Consider the following 23,982-nt stretch of genomic DNA (forward strand, 5'->3'; position numbering starts at 1 on the left):
TCAGGCTCAGAAATTGGTTCAGGCTCAGAAATTGGTTCAGGCTCAGAAATTGGTTCAGGCTCAGAAATTGGTTCAGGCTCAGAAATTGGTTCAGGTTGGCTGTCATCATAAAAAGATAACGCTTCACTAGGTGTAGTGAGACCTGCATTAAAATCTGACTCAGGGTTATCGTTGACGGTTTGTGGCACAGCCTGGCTTTGATGTTGATAATCCACTGCATAACTTTGAGTGGGTGCTTGTGATGACAAGGGCTCAGAGCTTGAAGCCATATCGCTAGCAGAAGCGTCTTCTATAGATGCTGAAGAAGGTGCCTTGCCAACAGCGGTCATAGGTGATTCTGCTAATATCTCATCAGTGGGCAATGGACGAAATGCCAGTAAGCGCAGGATACACATCTCAAGCGCCTGCATTGGCGTGCTAGCAAGCTTAATGCCTTCTCGAGCTTGTACCACAATCTCATAGTACAGTTGCAACACATCCGGGCTAATGTGTTTGGCCAGCGTATGAATGGCCTGCGCCTGCGCTTCATTGACATTTAGCGCTACCTCAGGCAATAGCTGACTCAATGCCAACTGGTGTAATAGCTCAGCCAGCCCATCAAACATACTGGTCGCATCCACCATCTGCATGCGCATCTGCTCGATGTGAGCCGCTACCGCCGACTTATCATGATTATAGATGTCTGTAATCAAACTCACTAAGTCAGCAGCATCGATAAGTCCAAGCATCGCATTGATGATCTCATCATCAAGCCCGCCTTGACCAAAGGCAATAGCCTGATCGGTCAAAGACAAAGCATCACGAACCGATCCTTTAGCAGCACTTGCCAACTGCCAAAGTGCTGGCTGAGTATACGTGACATTTTCTTGCGTTAAAATCTTGGCCAAATGTTCGCTAAGCAGTGTTTGGGGTAAAGGACGCAGTACAAACTGTAAGCAGCGAGAAATGATGGTTATCGGTAGCTTTTGTGGATCAGTAGTCGCCAGTAAAAACTTCACATGCTCAGGCGGCTCTTCTAGCGTTTTGAGTAGCGCATTGAAGCTGTGCGTAGACAGCATATGCACCTCATCAATAAGGTATACTTTATAGCGGCCTTGGCTTGGCGCATAAGGGACATTATCAAGTAGCTCACGGGTATCTTCAACCTTGGTACGCGAAGCCGCATCAATCTCAATTAGATCGATGAAACGACCTTGATCAATGGCGACACAATTATCGCAGACACCGCAAGGCGTACTGGTAATCCCAGTATCACAATTTAAGCACTTGGCCAAAATACGAGCAATCGTGGTTTTGCCAACACCACGCGTACCTGTAAACAGATAAGCATGATGCAGACGATTGTAATCAATAGCGTTAATCAACGCTTGCGATACGTGCGTTTGCCCAATTAACTCATGGAAATTTTTGGGTCGGTATTTACGCGCTAAGACTTGATATTGCTGCGTCATATCTATCCATTATGCCAACTGGCTTGCAGTGCTAAATTGAAGTTTTGAGTGTTTATTATAGCAAAAAGCCAGCGCATTCGTCTGGCTTCTTACCGGTTTAACAGTGACCGATAGTACGTTCAATAAGTGACTTTATTATAAGCAGCCTTACTCGAAGACTGAAGGTCACTTAATCCGTCTTGCGGCGCATATGCGGAAATAAAATCACATCACGAATACTGGCTGAGTCGGTAAACAACATCACCAAGCGATCGATACCAATACCTTCGCCTGCCGTTGGCGGTAAGCCATAAGATAAGGCTTCGATATACTCTTCATCAAAGTGCATAGCTTCGACATCGCCAGCATCTTTTTCTGCAACTTGGTCATGAAAACGCTGAGCTTGATCGGCTGGATCATTTAGCTCACTAAAGCCATTGGCAATCTCACGGCCACCGATAAACAGCTCAAAACGATCGGTAATCTCAGGGTTGTCATCATTGCGACGTGCCAGCGGTGAGGTTTCAGCAGGATATTCTGTGATAAAAGTGGGTTGACGCAGCTGATGCTCCGCTGTCTCCTCAAAGATAATCGTAATAAGCTTGCCCACCCCAAAAACGTCTTTGACTGGCTGCTTAAGAGTATTGGCCACATAGTCAGCTAAGTACTCTCTATCATCAATACGAGACATATCAAAGTCTTCGGCATATTTTTCAATGGCCTCAGTCATGGTTAAACGCACAAACGGTGCTTCTAAGCTGATACTTTCACCTTGATAAGTCAACTCAGTGCTGCCTAAGATATCCATAGCCAATTTATTAAATAAACGTTCAGTCAAATCCATTAAATCATGATAATCAGCATAGGCCTGATAAAACTCAATCATGGTAAATTCAGGGTTGTGACGGGTAGAGACGCCCTCGTTACGGAAGCTACGGTTTATTTCAAATACTTTTTCAAAGCCACCAATCACTAAACGCTTTAGGTACAGCTCTGGCGCAATCCGTAAATACAACGGCATATCTAGCGCATTATGATGAGTCACGAACGGACGTGCCACCGCTCCGCCTGGGATCGGATGCATCATCGGCGTCTCAACTTCCATAAAACGCTCATCTAACATAAACTGACGAATACCGCTAATCACTTTACTGCGCACGATAAAGGTATCACGAGTCGTCTCATTGGTCATCAAGTCCAAATGCCGATTACGATAACGTGCCTCTACATCTGCTAGGCCATGGAATTTATTGGGCATTGGGCGTAGCGATTTGGTCAATAATGTCAGCGCTTCGATATGCACATACAAATCGCCTTTGCCTGAGCGGCCAATATAGCCCGACACCCCAACGATATCACCCAAGTCAAGCGACTTAATCATAGCCAAGGTATCAGCGTCTAACTCTTTACGTGCCACATACAGCTGGATACGTCCAGTCATGTCTTGGATGACTATAAAAGCACCGCGGTTAAGCATGACACGCCCTGCCACGTTGACCTGAGTTTTTTCACCCTTAGCAACGTTATCCTCAATCTCTTGCTTAGAGACACCTTCAAATGCCGTCTGCAGATCTTGGGCGAAGTCAGTACGTTTAAAATCATTCGGATAAGGCTGGTTGCCAGAATCCTTGATCGCATCTAGCTTGGCTTGTAATTGCGCAATAAGCTCATTGGCTTCTTCTAAGGTTGGTGCTTGGTCTTGGTTTTGATTGTTGGACTTGGACATAAAATTCTCAAAATGGTTAGATAATTAAATGAATAAAGTAAAATAATATATTTGTGCGGCTGATATGTTTAAATGACAGATAACTAATGAGCTGCAGTATAGCATGCGACAGACGCTACTCACCGCCACCAATACTGGCCATCAGATCAGCCTGATGCTCACGTAATAAGGCATCGAGCAGCTCGTCTAAGTCGCCTTCCATGATAGAGTCAAGCTTATACAGAGTTAAGTTGATACGGTGATCGGTCATGCGCCCTTGTGGGAAGTTATAAGTACGAATACGCTCACTACGGTCGCCACTGCCTACCAAGTCACGACGGATAGAGTCTGCCACATCGACCTGCGCTTGCACTTTGGCTTGTTGTATCTTTGCTACCAGCATTGTCATCGCTTTATCACGGTTTTTATGCTGACTGCGCTCTTGTTGACACTCAACCACAGTACCAGTAGGAATATGAGTCAAACGTACTGCCGAGTCGGTGGTGTTGACGTGCTGACCACCTGCACCGCTTGAGCGAAAGGTATCCATCTTGATGTCCGCAGGATTCAGATCGACGGAATCATCAATCTCAACTTCTGGCATCACGGCAACCGTACAAGCAGATGTATGTACCCGGCCCTGACTTTCGGTCTCAGGCACTCGCTGCACACGATGCGCCCCTGATTCGAACTTTAGGCGACCATATACGCTATTGCCAGAGATACGGCTGATAATCTCCTTATAACCGCCATGCTCGCCTTCATTGGCGGACAATATCTCTATCGTCCAACCCTGCGTCTGTGCATATTTTTGGTACATGCGGAACAAATCACCTGAAAATATCGCCGCCTCATCACCACCAGTGCCTGCACGAATCTCCAAAAATGCAGGCACTTTATCATTGGGATCCTTCGGGAGCATCATGACATTAAGCTGCTCTTCCATCTCTAAGATAGATTCACGCGCACTGTCTATCTCATCGATCATCATCTCCTTCATCTCTGGATCTGACGCTTCAGCAAGCATACTCTCGGCATCAGCTTGGTCGGTCTCTGCCTGTAGGTAGCTTTGCCATAATGTGGTGATGTCCATCAAGTCGCTATGCTCAACGGACAGCTCTCGGAATTTGTTATTATCACTAATGACACTAGGATCGGACAATAAGGCGGTAACCTCTTCGTAGCGATCTACCATCTGGTCTAAGCGTAAGCGCAAGGATTCTTTCATAAAAGGGCTTTTATCTAAATAAGTAAAATAAGAGTGCGATTATAGCAAATTTTGCGCCATAAATTAAAACCTATGGGGAATCTTCTGACTTATAAGCCAATCTCTCTTAATATTGAGGATATAGATCTGCTCAACCTGCCAGACTGTCAAACGTTTTAGTTTTTCAACACCCCACAAAAATAGCCAAGACTTCTCTTGGCTATTTTTTATAATGACAATAGAGTGTGCTGTGGTTAAGCCTATACTTTACGCACCAACACTGACCCAATAGAATACCCGGCTCCAAACGAGCAAATCACCCCCAGATCGCTAGATTTTAGCTCGTCTTTATAGCGATGGAACACCACCATCGGACTTGATGAGCTGGTATTTGCAAACTCATCAATGACGCTTGGTACGATGGATTTATCAGCTTCTTTACCCATAACGGTACGCAAAATCAAGTCAAGCATATTGGCATTGGCTTGGTGCAGCCACATCATCTTAACCTCTGATGGTGGTATGTCGTTTTCTTTTAAGTGCTCAAGGATAATCTCAGATACCTTTGGACAAACTTCACGGAAAACTTTACGACCATTTTGTAAAAACAACTTGTCAGTCACTGGCTCTTTGATATCTGGATACATTTGTGTCTCAGCAGCTAAGAACTCAGAGCGATCCATAAAGCCGTATTCATTCTTAATATTGGTTGAGAACTCAGTAAATAGCTTACTGTTTAGAATCTCATAACCCTTTGGTGTGTCTAGCTCCTCGACGATACAAGCGGTTGCCACATCACCAAAGATGAAGTGACTGTCACGGTTGCGCCAGTTTAGATGTGCTGAAGTAATCTCGACGTTGACCACAGCGACACGCTTGGCCAGACCTGAGACGATTGAGCCATACGCTTGTGACAGTCCAAAGGTTGCCGCACTACAGGCCACGTTCATATCATAAGCGAAACCACCAACCATACCGATCTCATTTTGAATCTCAATAGAGACAGCAGGGTAAGTACGCTGGAAATTTGAACAGGCAAGAATAATACCGTCTAAATCATTGGCTTCCAGGCCTGCGTCTGCCAGCGCATCTTTGAGCGCAGCCGCACCCATCTCTGCCATAACAGACAGCTCTTCACCCAAATTGCGATAAGCAATGACAGGTGCCATAATTTCAGGGTCTAAAATACCTTCTTTTTCCATCACGTAACGCGACTTGATACCAGAGACTTTTTCGATAAATGCCGCTGAAGAGTGCTCGAGGGCGGTGATCGTCCCTGCTGCTATCTCGTCCGCATGCTGCTCATTGTAGTTGTCAACGTACTGGTTGAATGATGCTACCAGCTCTTCGTTACTGATGCTATAGGGAGGAATATAAAGGCCGGTGCCGGTAATACAAGTCGTCATGATAAGCTTCCTTGTCCACTACTGTTGCGCTTAATGATTAAGCATAAAAAATAAAAGTGAGGGTGGTTTACTTTCGGTGCATAACTGTAAACTTAAAACCAATGCCTTATTATGCCTGAATATAATTATTTTTCTAATAGTTTGTTACAAATAATCAATGTCTGACCGATTATTTATAAATTTGAGGTTATTTCAGCCACAGCTACTATATAATATAACGGCTAAATAATATAACAGCTGCTCATCTCACCTGACAGACCCTAGAAATAATTGGTAGTATTCGGAGGCATTGTGACAGGACTTATAGACTGGCTATTCGGACAATATGCCGACTACTCAACGCTATTTATCATACTTGAACTGATTGCCGTGGTCTTTGGGGTCGCCAGTGTCCTGCTCGCCCGCAAGCTCAGTGTCTGGGTCTTTCCGGTCGGCCTTATCAGTACAGCGCTCTTTGTTTATCTACTGTGGCAGTGGCAGTTGTTTGGGGATATGTTTATCAATGCCTATTATACGGTGATGGGACTATATGGCTGGTACAACTGGTCAAAAAACAAACATGAAGACACCTCTACTGACGATATTGAAATTGAACATATTGAGGCAAGCGACTTGCCCGTTATGGCACTGCTATCGATAGCGACCGTGAGCTTTGTGGCGTTGGTTTATTATTTCCGCCCAGTGATTAATAATAACTTTAGCTTTGATGGCGCTGTACTAGGCTTGCACCTGTTTACTTGGGTCGATTACACCGATATGCTCACCACGGCACTGTTTTTGATCGCCATGTGGCTGATGGCCAGTCGTAAAATAGAACACTGGCTGCTCTGGATCGTTGCTGACGCAATATCGGTACCGCTATACTTCCACAAAGGTCTCACATTTACCGCATTACAGTATGTGATATTTACTCTCATCGCAATCTGGGCTTATTATGAATGGCAACGACAGTACCACATTCAATCTCACACAGCATACGCCTAACTCTGTCTTTAAAGTCGCTGTCTTAGGCGCAGAAAGCACAGGTAAGACCACCTTATGTCGAGATTTAGCCGCACATTTTGGGAGCGCCTGGGTGAGTGAGTATATGCGCACCTACCTACAAGACAAATGGGATAAAGAGCGAGCCACTTGTACTTGGGACGATTTATTGCCCATCGCCGAAGGTCAAATAGCGTTGGAAAATAGATTGGCCGAACAAGCCCGCCAGCGTGCTTTAACGACCAATAAACAAAGCTATCTGTTTTGTGATACCAGTTTATTTGAGCTGATGGTCTATTCTAACTGGTATTATGGTGATTGCCCTGAGGCGCTTACTCAAGCGGCATTAGCGCATCATTATGACTTAATTCTATTGACTGAAGTGGATACACCATGGGTCGCTGATGATTTGCGTGATAGCCCTCATCAACGTGACGTAATGAGTGAGTATTTTGCCAGTCATCTATATGCTCACAATAAAAGCTTTAAACGTATCGGTGGCAGTAGAGATGAACGGGTTTTAAAAGTAGCTAAGTGGCTGGATGTTTTAAGCTAATGTTTGCTTAGGCTATTTATCTAACATACTTTCACACTTCTTTGTCATAGCAGCACTCGTTAGGAATATTTTGAAAGCGACTCTATATACCTTCTTCGCCCTGTTAGCCTTTGCTGCAAACTCCTTGTTTTGCAGAATGGCCTTAGTAGAAGGCCACATAGATGCCTGGCACTTTACCATCATTCGTCTTGTTAGCGCTGCTGTTTGTCTTGCTATCATTATGGCCATACACAAACAGTATGCAAAACATAGTGTCGTCTCAAGTCACACCATTGCAAATGAAAACGGCAGCTGGTTAAGCAGTATCAGTCTGGTGATTTACGCTCTGTGCTTTTCACTTGCCTATGTCTCCCTTGATACAGGCACAGGGGCCCTCATTTTATTTTCGGCAGTACAGCTCACTATGATTGGCTGGGGTATCTATAAAAAAGAGCGCTTAAACGTGCTGCAGTGGATAGCATTTATCATAGCAGTAGCAGGATTTGGCTATTTGATGTTACCTTCAGCGACCATGCCTTCATGGTCAGCGGCGCTGCTTATGGCGATTAGCGGCGCTGCTTGGGGTATCTATAGCATACGTGGTCAGTCCTGTGTGTCTCCGTTGCGAGCCACTGGTTTTAACTTTATCAGAAGCTTGTTGGCGGTTCCGCTACTATTGTTTATAGCCTTGAGTTATGTGACGGATATCAGTATGCAAGGAGTGTTGTTAGCTGGTGTCTCTGGCGCCCTTGCTTCTGGGGTTGGCTATAGCATTTGGTATATGGCCATGCCGTTATTAAAAAGCACCCAAGCTGCGGTCGTACAACTTAGTGTCCCTGTACTTGCTGCGATATTCGGCATGGTATTTTTAGCAGAAACACCCACTTTAGAATTTATAACAGCCAGCTTGATTATTTTGGGTGCCGTTTTGATGTTTGTGTTAAATGGCCCAAAAAAGCAAGATATTCACGAAAATAAGCGTGAAAATTACCTTCGTAAACTCTAATCACAACACGAAATTACATCTTCTGTTGTACTATATAGCTCAGTACCACAACCCACACTCACTCACAATATTGAGGAATAAAACATTATGAAAAAACTATTAGCTGTAGCACCTTTTTCAATTTTATTAGCAGCCTGTGCAACTAATGCACCTACTACCACTACTGCTCCAACTACGGAGACTCAGCAAGTCGTTCACTCGCTTACTTGTGAAGACGATGGCATGATTACTGCTACTTACGCTGCAAACGGCCAAGCCGCCAAGCTAAACGTTACTTTGCCGAAGGTTGGCTTGAATAACGCTGACATCATGATGGAGCAAGCGGTATCTGCTTCTGGCGCTCGTTATGTCAATAATGTAAACCCTAAAACCACTTATGACTGGCATACCAAGTCTGACTTTGGTGTCATGACCATCACTGCAGACAATGGTCAGACGTACAGCGTTAATTGTGAGCTTTAATCAATAATAACAATCACAGTTATTGCCATTAGATAGAGAAAAACCCACGTAATGAATTACGTGGGTTTTTCTTTAGTTATTTACGATGGCTTTATTTCATAGACGGGGCATGTTTAACGCTCACCTAGCCCTTCAGAGAACGTTTTGGTAATGGGCTTGGTAATATAGGACAGTACCGAGCGCTCTTTGGCTTTGATATCTACTGAGGCTGTCATCCCAGGCTTGATGATGATTTCTTCACGGCGGTCTTCAAACTCAGCGCCCGTAATTTTGATTTGCGCTCGATAATATGGCTCTTCACCTTTCGGTGTTTGCTCCATCAGGGTATCGGGACTGATATAAACCACATTGCCATTCATAGCACCAAATATAGAATAATCATAGGCATCCAGCTTGACAGTAGCCGCCTGACCTTCTTTCACATAAGCAATATCCATTGGGCTGATCTTGGCCTCAACGATGAGATCGCTACTGGTTGGCAGTATTTCCATAATAATCTCACCGGGCTTTACCACCCCGCCAATAGTGGTAATGAGGATGTTATTTACCTTACCATCGGTTGGGGCATATAGGTTTTTTTCTTGCAATACTTGCGAGTAGTCGCGCAGCTGCTCAAGCTCAGTATTGAGCTCCTCTTGCGCCTTGGTCATTTCCGACTGCGCTTCTTCAAAGTATTTATTACGTTTGTTGGTGATTTGCGCCTGTATTTCTGCCACTTGCCGACGGAGCTTAATTACATCAGCCTGACTGACATCTCCATGAGCAAGTAAAGGCTCATTCATACTCAGCTCTTGATTTGCCAATACCATCATTTTTCGTAAAGAACTAACATCCTGCTCGATAGCACGGCGGCGGCGATTGTACAGTTGCGTTTGATTGTTTATATATTCATCATACTGCAAAATATCATCTGGAAACGTTAATGGTCGCTCATATATTTCAGCTTCAAGTCGAGCCAGCTTGGCTTTTAGGGCTGCTATTTTTGAGCTGATATTAGCGACTGCTGCTTGTGCACGCTCTTCTTCTAAGGTAACGACCAGTTGCCCTTTAGTGACGTCTTCACCTTCTTTGACTAAGATATCAGTCAATACGCCTCCCTCAACCGCTTGAATGTCTTGTGTACGAGCACTGGCGATAACAGTTGCTGTGGCTCGAGTCACCTGATCTATTTTTGCAAAATAAGCCCAAATAACTAATACAATGATACCGAATAGAGCGCCCCAAATAATGATACGGGTATGTCCAACTTTAGGATCATGAGACTTATGTTGGTAATTATTCATTGGCTTGCCCTACATTATCATCTTTATCAGACTGATCATCAGCTTTCACTTCAATACTTGAGGTTTTTTTACTGATAACACGAGTTTTTGGTTGGCTGATCTTTACTGCGGTTTTATGAGCAGGTTTTCGCTCTTCATTGCTTTGTAATTGGGTCAGCACTTTTGATTTTGGCCCATCCATCACGATTTGTTGATTGTCCATAATGATGATGCGATCAACCAATTGCAGCAGTGGCATTTTGTGAGTGGCCACGATTAAAGTATGATCTTCTCCAAAGTGCTTATGCAACACATCGATACACTGTGCTTCCTGCCGATTATCCATAGAGGCGGTTGGCTCGTCCATCAATACCACCGAAGGCTTGGTTAATACTAAGCGTGTAAAAGCAACCAACTGTTTTTGTCCTCCTGATAACCCCTTGCCTCCTTCACTAATAGGCAGATCTAAACCACTAGAATGGCTGGCAACCAGTCTAATCAGTCCCGTCTTGACCAACGCATCATGCATAACGTCATCGCTAGGCGCTGGTAAGCCGATCAATAGGTTTTCTCGTAGCGTGCCCTCAAAAAGGCGATGATCCTGTTGTAGGTAACCCACTTGCGCACTCAAAGACTCACGACTGATCTGCTGCATGTCAAGCCCATCTAACAACACCCTGCCCTGTGTGGGCGCATATAATCCAGACAATACTTTTAATAGGGTTGATTTGCCAGAACCAATAGGTCCTAAAACAGCAATACGCTCGCCTGCTTTAATCTGTAGCCTACTGATAGCTAAAGCGGGCTGATCATTATTTTGGTAGTTGAATATCACTTTTTCTAAGTCAAAACTACCTGAGATATGACTGGGCGATAACGGGTGACTGACACCGTGATTGTCTTGCTCTAGTGAGAATAACTGCTCTATATTAAGTTTGGCAGCTTTGGCATGTGAGTGCTGTACCAATAGATTAGGAATACCCATTACTGGTGCTAAAATACGACCGCCTAAAATTGAGCAAGCGATCAAGCCACCCATGGTCATATCTCCTGACATCACTACAAAAGAACCCACAATCACAATACCGACATAGCTGACCTGCTGTATCATCTGTGACAAGTAACTTAGGTTGTCATTGGCATGCTTCATATCCAAATCATTTTTGGTAGTAATGTTCATCACATCAAGCCAGCGTGACAAAAACTTCCAGTTGCCTGATCCGGCCTTAATCGTTTCAACGCCCTCTACCGTCTCTACTAAGATACCTGTCTTGCGATAAGAGGCTTGCGCGCCCACAGCGGCGATACTGTCGATTTTTTTGCGTGCACTAAGACCTAGTACAATCGCCACCACGGCGGCAACAATAGGCACTAAAGCGACTAATGGATTACCAATAATAATAATAAGGGTCACAAATATGATCGCCATCGGTATATCGACCAAGCCAAACAACGTACTTGCTGTATAAAAGCTGCGAACCTGCTCATATCCACGCAGTTGCGCTGCCATAGACCCCACAGACCCTGGCATCTGATCGATACGCACGCCTAATAGACGCTGAAAAACCTCACGTGATAAATACTGGTCGAGATTGACCACCACTTTGTCCATAATCTTGGAGCGGGCAAACTTCATAAAAGTTTCAAATAAGATGACCAGACCTACCCCACTAGCTAAAATAATCAAAGTGTATTCGCTACGAGTTGGAATCACACGATCATAGACCTGCATCGAAAACAGCGATACGGCAAGCGCCAACATATTGATTAAAAACGAGGCAACAACCGCCTCTATAATAATGCCACGGTAGTTTTTGAGGTCTTTTTTTAGAATCTGATCAAAGCTTAACCGTTTACGCTTACTAGGCTCGCCCTCTAATCGTATTCGCAATAGCTGAGTAAAAGCATCACTTGGATGGACACTCACATGCTCAGCTTGACGAAACTGCCACAGCGCTTGTGGTGTTTGCTGTTCAATCACACCCCAGCCTTGTGTAGGATGCAAGGCCAGTAAAGGTAGAAAAGCTGCATCTGGCATGGGTAATGCCTCTGGCAGTTGCTCAACCCCTAATTGCTCCAGTACCTTAACAACACTAGATAGAGTCGTCAGCTCCGTTTGTTGATGCAGCACGCCATGGAGACGGACACTATCTACAGGATAGCCTTGCTGGGTAAGTAAAGTACGTAACGCAGTGGCCAACTGTGTTGCTTGTTCACTCAATTGCTCATCAACAGTAGGTATCGATAGCTGGGCGGTGGTATTTTCTGCAGCATCATTTGGTAATTCATCATCGGCTTTGGCCTCATCAGAAGCTGAAAAAGGGGTACTCATGATACATATATCCTACTGGTTTACTGGGAGGGGATAAGTGTTTACCCCTGTCGCACTCTTGGGCTTGGCGACATGATCTGATTGCAATACGACTGGCTCAATAACTGCCTGATCGGGCACCTGCCTAGCAGCATCTTGACGAATAAACCAGTTTTTGACGGGATCTAGTGGGCGGAACAGCGGGTCTGGCTGACGACTTTGATCGAACTTCTGCCATGGCATCATGCCAAAATCAACTTGCAGTTTATAATACGCTGCAATAATAGACGTTCGTGTCTCAACCAACTGCGCCTGATATTGAGAATGCTCGCGCACCGCATTGAGCACCTCAAGCCAAGACTTGCGTCCAGCGATAAACTGGCGGCGATAAGAGCTCACCACAATCTGTGCGCCTGCGACTGCTGCGATCAAAGAGCGCTCTTGATCCTTAGCACTAGCAAACTGCTGATATTGAGTTTGGATGGTCTCAAGCACTTGTCGTCTTGACGCTTCTTTTGACTGTGAAAGGCTGTTTACTCGTGAGGCTGATGCCCGGGCTAGTGCCAAATTAGATAGACCCGCTCCTGGATCATAGCTTAAGCCTACCGAAAACTCACCCTCACTATTATTCTGATTGTTGTTTCTATTTTCATCATGATAATAGTCGTATTCGTACTGTGCATAAAAAGTTGGATAACGCGCCGCCTGTAATGACTTAACTTCTTGCTTAGCCGCTTCAACTTGATAGTGCCCTTTTACCACAGTAGGATTATAAAAGCTGGCCTGATCGAATGCCATTTTTTCAAAGGTTTGAGAGTAGCCTTTGGCATAGCTGACAAGCTCACCGATATTCGGCACTGGCAGATCAACCGCTGACAGCCTACGACCAGTGATTTGCTCTAATCGAGCGATAGCAATACGCTGCTGCTCTACTGCTGCTTGATACGAGTTTTGCTCTTGTAAGATGCGATTGGTCACCAAATCCATCTCGATACGCGCCGATACACCTTGATTGACTCGGCGCTGCATCATCTCCTCAAACTCTGTCAACAGTTGCAAATTGTCATAATAGACTTGCTGCTTAGACACGGCGGTGATATAGCTTTGCCATGCCTCAATGGTGGTTTTGGCGACTTGATTCTGTTGCTCGTAAATATACTCTGTGGCTGCTTTATCATCAAAAAGTGCTTGATTGACGTTGGCAGTAAGTTTGCCACCCGTCCATAATGACTGCCGTAGCTGAAACTGAGAGACCATGCCATCGTCACGATCATAGCCTGATGACAATGTCGGTGCTGGCAGCAAGTTGAGCTTGGCAGCACGGATACTCTCTGTCGTCGCCTGCTGCTCAGCACGTGCCGAACCAACGAGAGGATGGGTTTCAATCGCTTGGTCAATCAATGTATTGATGTGCGTATCAGCATTGGCCAAAGCCGCTCCTGAAGCAGTCAATAGCAACACACTCACATACAAATGATTCCGCAGTTGATTTATGATATAACACCTCATAGGTAGTACTCTACTCAAAAGTTGTGCAGATGACTGCTGCTGAGCGATCAGCAGTGTCTTCTTATGAACATCAACACACCCTAAATGTCAGAACCATACTATTATTATCGTAGCGCCTATCTATGACCGCTATAATAAAAGGATCGCATCATATTGATACTTTGATTGGTGATATCAATCCGTTTAGGGAGTAAAAATGACGAAACAGCTGTTTTCTTTATATGGCAGAAAAGCAAATAATGGGACAACCTTAGCAATTGCGTTAGCCTTACTACTTCACATTATAATCGGATTTGTGATCTACTTTGCATTGTTTGACCCTATAGAGTCAGAGACTGCACCGCCGACTCACGAGCGTCCCGGAGCAGATTCTATATCAAATAAGTCATGGCCATCCATAAGCATTAAAACAAGCTCATCCAATGACTATAGTCACTCACAAGAATATAATAACTTGCCTGATACTGCCAAAACAACAGTAGATACTAAAAACACACTACTCAGTAATAATAAAACCTCAACCGCCTCTACTGACGATGTGCTGTTTGCCAAAACCAAGACAGCACCAGACCTTCAGCCCAACACAACAAAAACCCCATCAAAGAAACATACGCCACCATCATTAATCACAGACGATAGTGCTGAGTCAGCTGCTAATGGCGATCAAAAACTTAAAGCTAACGACACACCGCAACTAAATCTAGAGTATCAAAGCTTAGCAGACGATATCGATAAAGACAGCGAACAGCTCTCAACGCTAATCAATGAGATCAAACAGCGCAATCAACAACAAATAGATATGCAACAAGCCCTCATGCTAGAGACTCAGCCAAAGCATGAAGCCACTTCAAAACCAAAGTCCAAATCAGAAGTGATTTTAGCAGAAAAAGAGCCTGTATCGGGCTTAACTTACGCTTATCCGACCACACCCACTGCTGACTTGCAAAAAACGGATGACCTAAGATAACAAAAAAGCCATCACAAGTATGGCTTTTTGGTTTACTTCAAAATTATCTATAAAAAATAGCAATTATATCACGGTAATATCAGTATCGACATATAGAGTCACCGATGGATCCAACGTGCTCTGATACTGAGCATATCCGGTCTCATCAGACGTTTGCTGTTTTTCAAAATCCGCTGTTAAAGAGACACTATCAGCATTGTCGCCATTGATAAACAGCTCATTGTTACTATCGGTCATCTCAATGACATCACTGATACTAAGATTAGTCAATGACTGTGAACCATTACCCGTCATGTCAATCACTTCCATATTATCAATCACGCTACTATCAAAGCCACTAAAGTCGATAGTCGTACCAGCGGTATTGATCAGCAAGGTATCGATGCCGTCGCCACCATCCATCACTGAGTTAGCACCAGAGAATACTAGCGTATCGTTACCTGCACCGCCTATCAGCGTATTAGCACCTGTACCACCATCAAGGAAGTCGTCGCCATCGCCACCCATTAAGATATCATTGCCTGCACCGCCTGTATAATTCACAGCGACAGACTGTCCAGAGGCATCAAGGATATCGTCTTCAGGTGTGCCTTCAAAGGTTTTTGTAAAGGCGATATCAATAGATGCTGATTCTATTACTTCAGCTGACACACTATCGTTCATACCTGCGGCAGTATCGGTAGTATTTAGTGCAAAGTCTAAATCTCCACTAAGCGGTATTGAGGACTGAATTTGCAAGTCATTGATTTGCTCAGGAGTAATACCCGTTATGGTATAGCTGTTAGTGGCATCATCCCACACGGCATTCAACATTTCACCTGTACTCTTCACTCTAAAGCGTAAGACATCATCGGTTAAGCTCATACCATTATCAGTGACGACTATATTAACGGTCTCACTACCATCCGTATCTTGCATAATTGCGTTTAGATTCAGCGTGGTCCACTTACCCTGACTACCAAGAATAGTAGAAGGATTAGCAGCTACCCCATCAGCGACTGGTTTGACCTCAAGATCAATCTCTAGCGGAGCACTGATCATCCCGCTGTCATTGACCACCTTCATCTCGATACCAGACACGATACCACTGACGTTTTCCGGTGGCATGATGAATATATTTGACGTTTCGCCAGGATTGATATCACCCAGTTTGGAGGCGTCAATAGACCATGAGTTATTACCGCCAGAATTACCATTGTTACTTGCCAAGACGGGATCGCCATTAGTATCGGTATAGTAGACCAGATAACCATTAGGGATATTATCTAAGGTGATGGCAGTAGCGGCATCGGTATCGTCTTTATCGATAGTCGCAATCTTATAGTCGATAGCAATCATAGTATCTTCACTACCGATAGCAGTGGTTGTTGATTGATCACTTTTATCAGTAATACTTAGATTGTCTGGCTGCGACTCGACTGTGACCTCATAACTGTGCTTGTAAGTCTTTGTACCACTGTCATGTCCGCTGATATTATGACTTTCTTTATGAGCGGCATAGACATCAACTGTTGCCGTGCCGTCTTCATTTTCGGCAGGTTCATAAAAAATAGGCGTGCCGACATCTACGATATAATAATCGCCAGCTGGAATATCATCGACTTCACCATCTGCCAATGTTACAAGCGTCAAGTCGTTACCATTGGCATCCGTTAGTTTGCCGCTAGTACCATTATCAGTCGTTAGACCAGACTCATCCAGCTGCAGATACAGCTTATCATTAATAATCTCAACATGATTACCGTCAGCTGTGTTGGTTAAGTCGATCTCAATTTCTACTTTGGTGTCCTCATCCGTATCAACTGTCGTGGTTTTACCATCATTGTCTATCGGATCCGTAACTGGCTTGATCTCAACCTTGACGTCGTTAACCTGCACTCGTTCCTCGCCACCATCTTTATCCAACGCAGTAAAGTTGGTATTAAAGGTAAGATCTTGGCTACCGTCTGTGACGTTGGTACTAAAATCTTTCGGCGGAGTCACTGTCACTGCATCAAGAGCAGCTTCTGGACTGAGGCTGCTGGCATCATCCACACTGATGATCCATTTACCCCCAATCTGCTGCACGCTTATAGCTGGATTATCAGTAGATACTTCAGTCCCTGCTGGTAGGTCAGTCAATGAGAAAGTATAAGATCTGACCGTGTTAGCGGTCGCAGGATTTAGAGTCGCATCTAGTATGTCGCCAAGAGTAAAACCAGTATCCTCTACCTGTGCTGGTATTTCTGCCTTGCTAGTAAAGCTATCTATTAAGTCCGGCTTGACAGGTGTGACACCACCATTTGTTCTCTCTATTTCGATCTTAAAGCTCTCGGTTACACGCGCTTCGCTACCGTCATTCCCTTGACCATTGATATCCTGCGTAATACCCGTCACTGTAATATTAAGAGAACCTTCAGGTATATTGACTGTGCTGTCGTTACGCTTAAGCACTAGCTTATAAGTCGCTGCAGTGTTGGTAATAGCTGGATCATTAGGGACATCAACGTACCAAATACCATTCGACAAAATACCATCTACTACATTTAGACCATCAGGAACATCAGTGACCTCTAGGCGAGTAAAGCTCTCTGAGCCGTCTTTATCATCTGAGGTTAATGAAACAGTGACTTTGGCAAGGTTATCCGTACCGCTATTATCAATGGTGCCATCGGTAACCTCTAAACTCATGCTTGGTGCATCAGTGACCGCTTGGAAGGTCACATTAACAGTAGCACTACCTGAAGTGGACTCCTTAATCTCTGAACCATCAGTCAATTCAGCGGTATCAGTATACGTGTAGTCAAAGTCTATACTGACATCATCATCGCTATGGGGTTTAGCCTCATCGTACATAATCTCGATTGTCTGATCGGGCGTAAATGTCAAAGTTGGTGGTGGATTAGTTGTTAAGTCTACTTCAATACCGTCAACACGTAATATGACGTCTTTAGCCGTTAGATCAGTTGCTGATAGCGTGATACTCTCAAGCACTTCTTGACCTTCAGTTAAACCGCCTTGATCTGTGGTTGTAAATGCTGACTCAAAATCAATTGTCGCCCACAAATCTTCAGTGGCAACGACTTGAGGATTGCTCATATTGCCATCGGCAGCATCGGGGGTCACTAGAATAGAAACGTCTTTGGTATCATGAGTCACACTGTCTCCAGATACTGTCTCGGTGGTGGTACCCGTGATGGTAAAGTTAATTTCACCAGCGAAGTTATCTGGTGTGTTTAATTGAGCGGTATTATTCTGTAGCGCCTCTAGAGTCACTGACCATACTCGATCAGAACCACTGCCACCTAAGAAAGTGACCCCTGCACCAGTTAAGTTAAAACCAGTAGGTAAGCTTTCAACCCGATAGACGATCTGCTCAGCAGCTGGGCTGTCACCATCATATGCCTCGATATCCGCAACAGTAGCAAATACGCTGGATAGAGCAATCTGATGGTTGCCTGTACTGTCTAGCATTGCTTCATCCGTGACATAAGTATAGTCCTTACCATTGATAGGAGCTGTGTCGGTTGCTAAGTCGTCATTGGTTATTAAGTCTGCCTTGCCAATGACCTTAACAGGTAGGTTAAGCATAGGACTTGTGGTGCCCGTAGTGCCATCTTCTTTACTCACTGCCTGTACTTTTAGGTTTACCGTGCCGCTAAAGTTCTCAGCAGGGACAAAGTATAAGTTATCTACCGTATTGATATAATCAGCTATAGTGACTGAACCACTGCTGGTATCTAACAGTGTTACTGTACCATTGTTATCTTGATACAGCTGCACACCTGCTGGTATATCCGATATAGTGACATCATAAGTCTCAGAGCCGTCATTATCACGCGAGCTTGGACGGATATTGAGCGGGATACCATCGGTAGGAGTGACATCACTGCCGATACTACCCGTTGTTATTTCACCCATATCTGCGGCAGTATTACGCATATTACCATCAACGATGGCTTGATCTTCAAAACCTTCGGCGGGATCAACAGCTAAGGTGGCTGGGTCGGCTACGCCTTCGACTACAAAGGTGAGGTAGCTGTCACCACTTATGGCTGTATCTGTTGCGCCACCATCTTCGTCAACATCGACGGTTTTTGCCTCGACCTTGACTGCTGTCTCGGCACCGCTAGCAAGGTTGAAGTCACTATAGTCTTGCGGCGGGGTTACGGTGACGGTATCTAGGTACTCCATCGGAATATCGACACCATTGCCGTTGTCAGTCAGGCTAACTAAACCATTGCCATCATTATAAGTAAATACCGCCCCCTCAACTGAGGTAAAGTTACTACCGTTCTTATTACCAAAGGTCATATGTGCAAAAGTTTGTTCAGAGGCGTCTTGGTTGTTCCAATCATCTATTAGGTTAAATGAACCATCAGGATCAGCGAAAAGATTAAAGGCTTCATCTTCTTTCGCACTAATGCTGTATTTATGACTGTCATTAATGGTTAGATCTTTCACAGTATTGCTACCAGTATTTCCACCAACTATTTCAGCAACTGGGGTGACAACTACCTTTTGCGTTAAATCTTGACTACCTGTTGCTGGTAGACCAATACCACCACCATCATCGGGATCTACCGTAGTTACTGTGAAGGTAAAATCAGCATCTTTGGATGAGTGTGCAGGCGGTGTAATAGAGAAGTTTTCCAAATAAGCATCTAAATCAGTATTATCTGCCGGCGTAATACCACTGATAATAATCGGTGTCCCGCCACTGCTACCTACCGTAGTTGCCCCTGTACTATCTTTATAAGTCCAGCCTTCAGGCAAAACAAACTCTATCGTTGTAATGGTTTCTGGTAATAGACCGTTATCATCTTTGTTGTCCTGCACGGTAAAGCCAAATTTATCAAGAGTGACGGCTGTGTCCTCTTTAGTTTGCACACCGTTGTTCTCAAGTTCAACTTGACCCGCTACTGGGGTGACAGTTAGATTGACGTTGACACTGTCGATTTCTTCAACAGTTGGAGTAGCATTAGGTGAGTCAGCATCATTGTCTTTGGTATAAAGCGTGACTTCTACATTCATATCCTTTGAATTATAATCAGCTGTATCGATACGCATGGTGGGCTGACCACTACTGGTGTCAAATACTGGCAGACCTGTGTTAGTGACTGTGACAACACCATTAACATCCATAGTCGCAGTAGCGCCTATCAACGCCATCCCATCGGCGTTGGCAGTTCCACTTGCTATAACATCACCATTAACATCAACAAACTCAACCACTGTACCTTCATTAAGACCGGTAATTACAAATCCATAGTTCTCTCTATCGTCATTACCGCTATAGACTAGGTCACCAAATTTAGTATTTATTGGTAATTCAATCGACTGACCTTCAGCGACATTAGCGACTACATTGTTACCAGTAATTGAGGTAATACCGTCATCAGGTGTAATGGTATAGTTTGAATCAATGCCAAACTCACTAAAGTCGTCGCCACTTTGATTATTACCACTGGTATCAGTGACGGCTTGGACATCAATGTCGATAGTGACGGTGCTGGTTGCACCAGTAATATCAGTACCACTTGGATCAACCGCACCTGTACTGTCAACCTTGATAATGTCACCGTTCTCATCCACTTCATATTCTGTCACTGACATCTCAAAGGAGATATTGGTGGCGTCATCTTCAGGCGGCGTGAGGGTCATCGCTTCAAATTCTGCAACGGTCATTGAATAATCAGCATCAGTAGCGGTAATACCGTTAAGGAAAATATCACTATCGGTTAAGAAAATAGTGATTGGACTACCATCTTCTTTATCAGGGTTAATTCCATCATAATTAAGTCTAGCTCCGTCAGGAATACCCGTTAAGGTGATTAAACCAATACGTTCAGGGTTGTCGGTATCATTCCCTGTGCCATCCAGATCAGTATCGTCAGTAATGATAGGCGCTTGTAAGTTTAAAGCAACGGTGGTGTCTTCATCCGTTGTAATCTTATCAACACCTGTCTGGTCAGAGCCAATGTTAGGCGCATCTGATACTGGGTTGACGGTGATGGTTAGGGTTTCAGTTCCACCATCTGGTGTTACGGTATTGGGACCGTTATTCACCTCAATAGTAATCTCTGGTAACGTGCCACTGTAATTAGTATCTTCAAGCACAAAGTCATAAGTACCATCTGAGTCTATAGTGATGTTACCTATCGTGACCCCTCCTACGATAACAGGAGCCGAGTCTCCCGCACTTATTCCTGCTGCGCCACCATCTATACTATAGGTAACTACCGTAAGCGTTTCGTTAAAGTCCAGATCATCAGTATCATTACTAAATATATCTCCTGACACAGTATTATTACTTGGATCATTCACATCATACTCATTGATATTAGCAGTATCATCAACCAGCACAATACCATCATCAGTACCCGTGATAGTGACTTCCACGTAACGGATTTCACTGGTGCTGATCCCGTTACCGTTAGCAGCAGTATCCACTCCTTTATTATCATTGACTTGCACCGCATAGCGGATAGTGATGGTTTCGCCTTCGGGGAGGAAGTTAGTATCCGTATCTTCTGCTTCAATCTCCCAAACTCCATTATTATTGGTCGCTTGAGTTATTGAGAATATACCTTCTAGCGCAGTTTTTTGCTCATCAGTTAGACCAGTCAAGGCTGTATTACCTTGACCAAAGATATATTGATTTTCATCTTTGATATAGCCCAATGTCAGCGTATCACTGGTATCAATATCATTAAAAGCGATAATGCCACTTTGAGTAATCACTGAGTCATCTATTTGCTCGACGAAAGATATATTCGCAATATTGTCATTACTATCAGCAGTGATGGTTGGTTGATCATTAGTGCCGGTGATAGTAATGGTAAGCTTGGCAGTATCAGTACTACCGTCAGCATCAGTGATCGTATACTCAAATGTTTCTGTTAAGTTTTCGCCTAATGCCAAATACTGTACAGCGGCATTATCAACATCATAGGTATATTCACCATTCGCATTGAGCGTCAGTTCACCATATTGACCTTGTGTACCGCTTCCAATTGCACCAGTGTTACCATCCACTGCTGTGACCGTAGTTGCTGTTATTGAATTATCAGCACCTAGATCATCAGCCACATCATCTGTCGCTGCACCAGTTGACGTAAGTACATTACCCGTTACGGTGTCTGTTTCTTCGCTAATGGTGTTTTTATCATCATTAGCCGTTGGTGCAGTATCTATAATCTCAATATCTAAGATGTCATTAATGGTATCGTCAATGGTGTTGGTTAATACCACGTCAAACTGATCAAATACCGCACCAGCGCTATGATCCTCTGCATTACCATTTTCGGTATATTCGTAGGTAAGAATACCTGTTTGTGAATCATAGTTAGTAATGACTAGCGTGCCCGCACTACCGTTAATAGTGATAGGATTGCCAGAGGTTGCTAGAGTGACATCTTGACCACTGACAGTCAGTGCAGTAACACTTTGTGGGTCAGTGATATTAAAACTGCCTGAAACGGTATCGCCAGTTGCTTCATTAACACTGTTGTCTTCGACTGTCAATGTCGGTGCAGTATCGTTGTCGATAATGGTACCGGTGCCACTGTCATTACCAATGGTAATCGTGGTGGTCTCATCGTTCTCAAGAATGTTGTCAGTTAAGGTTGGATAAGTGACGGTAAAGTCAGTGACACCCGCAGGGACGGTAATAGTGCCATCACCATTGTTGATGACGCCATTACTAAATACGGGGGCATTGGTGTAGTCACTACCCGCTGTGGCAGGATCAGTGCTGCCATCTGTGAGACTAAAGTCATAAGTGACGTCCGCCTGCGTTGTGTCGCCATTCACCGTCACTTGATGCACTAAGGTGTCACCCTCGGTCGCTGTGGCATCGCCTACAGTGACAGTCGGTTTGTCACCTTCAGTATTGGCACCTGGATCATTTGGATCATCAGATTCGTCAAGGATGGTGCCAGTGGCGACGGTGTTGTCGATATCGGCATTATCAGCACTGTCGATAACAAAGCTCAGCTGCTCGCTGTCCTCATAGATGTCATCATCTTTGACGATAACCGTAATTTTAGGCGCAGCTGTGCTACCTGCAGGTACTTTGACTTCAAGTGTATTATCACCGTCCAAGATCGCCTGGATTGCCGCTTGACCTTTAATTGTAGCCACTTGACCAGCTGCATTAGTGTAGCTAATAGACTCAATATCTGCTGCGCCCACTTGCGTGCTGGCTAAATCCACCTTGACAACAACGATGGTATCTTCATTACTGGTCTGATCTTGTCCTAACGATACGGTGTATTCTAAGACTGAATCTTCACCCTCAATCGCTGTATCATCAGTCGCAGTAATGCTCACTGTCGGCTTGTCACCCTCAGTGTTGCTGCCATCTAATGGATTATCTGGGTTGTTTGATTCATCATTAATAGTACCTGATTGAGCATTATCACCAATGCTTGCACCATTATCATTACGGGCATCACTAATATTTAAGGTTAGTGTCTCTTGTCCTTCATAAACACTGTCGTCTGCAATTTCAAAGACAACTGGCACCTCTTTACTACCTGCAGCAATGACGACATCTACGCCGCTGGTTAAGAAGCTTTCAATAGCAGATGGGTCTGTTAGGGTCACCTCACCTGTTGCATCTGTATAAGTGATGCTTGCAATATCACTTGCCGTGATACCGGCGCTGCCAACCTTGTCTAGTTGTACTTTAACCGTGGTGTCTTTATCGCTCTTGAACGCTTGAGTAACTGCAAATTCAAGCGTGTCACTGTTGTCTGTGGTCTCAATCGCCTCAGCTTTCGTAACTCCCAGATTAACAACCACTGCAACTGCGTTAACTGTGATCTCAAGCTTAGAGCTATCTAGCACATCACGGCTATCTGCATCAACAACGTCATAGCTAATCTCTGGAACGTCACCGGTAAAGTCGCCATCTGGCGTGAAGGTGTAGCTGCCATCAGGGCTCACTGTTAGAGAGCCTACCGGATTGCCATCAGCGTCAACGATATCAACTGGTGTGCCAACAGTAATCTCATCAGGGGTGCCATCACCATTAATGTCTACTTGAACATTATTAACGTTCAACGTGATGTCAGCATCTGTCTCAGAGGCGTTGCCTAATAGATTGCCGTCAACTGGCTGACCTTGATCGGTGCTCTGCGCTTCATCACCATCATTAAAGTCGCCTAAGCGATCTTCACTACCAGCTACTCGGTCTTCATCATAAATGGTGCCAGT

Annotated in this window: 13 protein-coding genes and 1 pseudogene; 6 read left to right on the forward strand and 8 right to left on the reverse strand. The window is 44.4% G+C overall.

All coding sequences use genetic code 11. The features are described 5' to 3' along the window. Positions 1-48 precede the first annotated feature (48 nt). Positions 49-111 (forward strand): hypothetical protein, encoded by a 63-nt coding sequence (locus J3492_RS13480; RefSeq protein WP_424108374.1) that lies wholly within the window; start codon positions 49-51, stop codon positions 109-111. A gap of 98 nt (positions 112-209) precedes the next feature. Here the strand turns inward: J3492_RS13480 and dnaX are convergent. The 4 genes and pseudogenes from dnaX to J3492_RS02550 all read right to left on the reverse strand — a co-directional run. After that, positions 210-1,451, reverse strand: a pseudogene (gene dnaX, locus J3492_RS02535) (DNA polymerase III subunit gamma/tau); the annotation flags it as partial. 169 nt (positions 1,452-1,620) lie between these two features. Continuing rightward, positions 1,621-3,156, reverse strand: coding sequence for a lysine--tRNA ligase (gene lysS, locus J3492_RS02540; RefSeq protein WP_207989511.1), 1,536 nt, complete (start codon positions 3,154-3,156; stop codon positions 1,621-1,623). Between the two features lie 115 nt (positions 3,157-3,271). Then, positions 3,272-4,363: a peptide chain release factor 1 gene (gene prfA / locus J3492_RS02545; protein ID WP_207989514.1), complete on the reverse strand. Its 1,092-nt coding sequence runs from the start codon at positions 4,361-4,363 to the stop codon at positions 3,272-3,274. Positions 4,364-4,602: 239 nt separating this feature from the next. After that, positions 4,603-5,748 (reverse strand): beta-ketoacyl-ACP synthase III, encoded by a 1,146-nt coding sequence (locus J3492_RS02550; protein ID WP_207989516.1) that lies wholly within the window; start codon positions 5,746-5,748, stop codon positions 4,603-4,605. 291 nt (positions 5,749-6,039) lie between these two features. Here J3492_RS02550 and pnuC point away from each other — a divergent pair, with 291 nt between their 5' ends. The 4 genes from pnuC to J3492_RS02570 all read left to right on the forward strand — a co-directional run bounded on the left by pnuC (position 6,040) and on the right by J3492_RS02570 (position 8,732). After that, positions 6,040-6,732 carry a nicotinamide riboside transporter PnuC gene (gene pnuC / locus J3492_RS02555; RefSeq protein ID WP_207989518.1) on the forward strand — a complete coding sequence of 231 codons (693 nt, stop codon included), beginning with the start codon at positions 6,040-6,042 and terminating at the stop codon, positions 6,730-6,732. After that, complete coding sequence (locus J3492_RS02560) at positions 6,683-7,285, forward strand: AAA family ATPase (protein ID WP_207989521.1); 603 nt, start codon at positions 6,683-6,685, stop codon at positions 7,283-7,285. Before pnuC ends, J3492_RS02560 begins: the two co-directional genes overlap by 50 nt. 70 nt (positions 7,286-7,355) lie before the next feature. Next, on the forward strand, positions 7,356-8,270 hold the full coding sequence (locus tag J3492_RS02565) for a DMT family transporter (protein WP_207989523.1): 915 nt from the start codon (positions 7,356-7,358) through the stop codon (positions 8,268-8,270). A gap of 87 nt (positions 8,271-8,357) precedes the next feature. Then, a complete protein-coding gene (locus tag J3492_RS02570; RefSeq protein ID WP_207989525.1) occupies positions 8,358-8,732 on the forward strand; it encodes an MliC family protein in 375 nt (124 codons plus the stop codon). A gap of 113 nt (positions 8,733-8,845) precedes the next feature. Here the strand turns inward: J3492_RS02570 and J3492_RS02575 are convergent, their stop codons facing one another. From J3492_RS02575 to J3492_RS02585, 3 genes are read right to left on the reverse strand one after another with little or no spacing between them, the layout of a single operon-like run. Then, positions 8,846-10,015: an HlyD family type I secretion periplasmic adaptor subunit gene (locus J3492_RS02575; protein ID WP_207989528.1), complete on the reverse strand. Its 1,170-nt coding sequence runs from the start codon at positions 10,013-10,015 to the stop codon at positions 8,846-8,848. Further along, entirely contained in the window at positions 10,008-12,326 is a 2,319-nt protein-coding gene (locus J3492_RS02580) for a type I secretion system permease/ATPase (protein ID WP_207989530.1), read from the reverse strand. Before J3492_RS02580 ends, J3492_RS02575 begins: the two co-directional genes overlap by 8 nt. Positions 12,327-12,338: 12 nt before the next feature. Beyond that, positions 12,339-13,772, reverse strand: a complete 1,434-nt coding sequence (locus J3492_RS02585; RefSeq protein ID WP_341534079.1) for a TolC family protein — start codon at positions 13,770-13,772, stop codon at positions 12,339-12,341. 238 nt (positions 13,773-14,010) lie between these two features. On the opposite strand from J3492_RS02585, the gene J3492_RS02590 reads away from it, so the two are divergent. After that, on the forward strand, positions 14,011-14,781 hold the full coding sequence (locus J3492_RS02590) for a hypothetical protein (protein ID WP_207989534.1): 771 nt from the start codon (positions 14,011-14,013) through the stop codon (positions 14,779-14,781). A 63-nt stretch (positions 14,782-14,844) separates the two neighbouring features. Here the strand turns inward: J3492_RS02590 and J3492_RS02595 are convergent. Then, on the reverse strand, positions 14,845-23,982 hold a 9,138-nt coding region (locus tag J3492_RS02595), incomplete at its 5' end, for a VCBS domain-containing protein (protein WP_207989536.1).

Source organism: Psychrobacter coccoides (assembly GCF_017498085.1).
Taxonomy (GTDB): Bacteria; Pseudomonadota; Gammaproteobacteria; order Pseudomonadales; family Moraxellaceae; genus Psychrobacter; species Psychrobacter coccoides.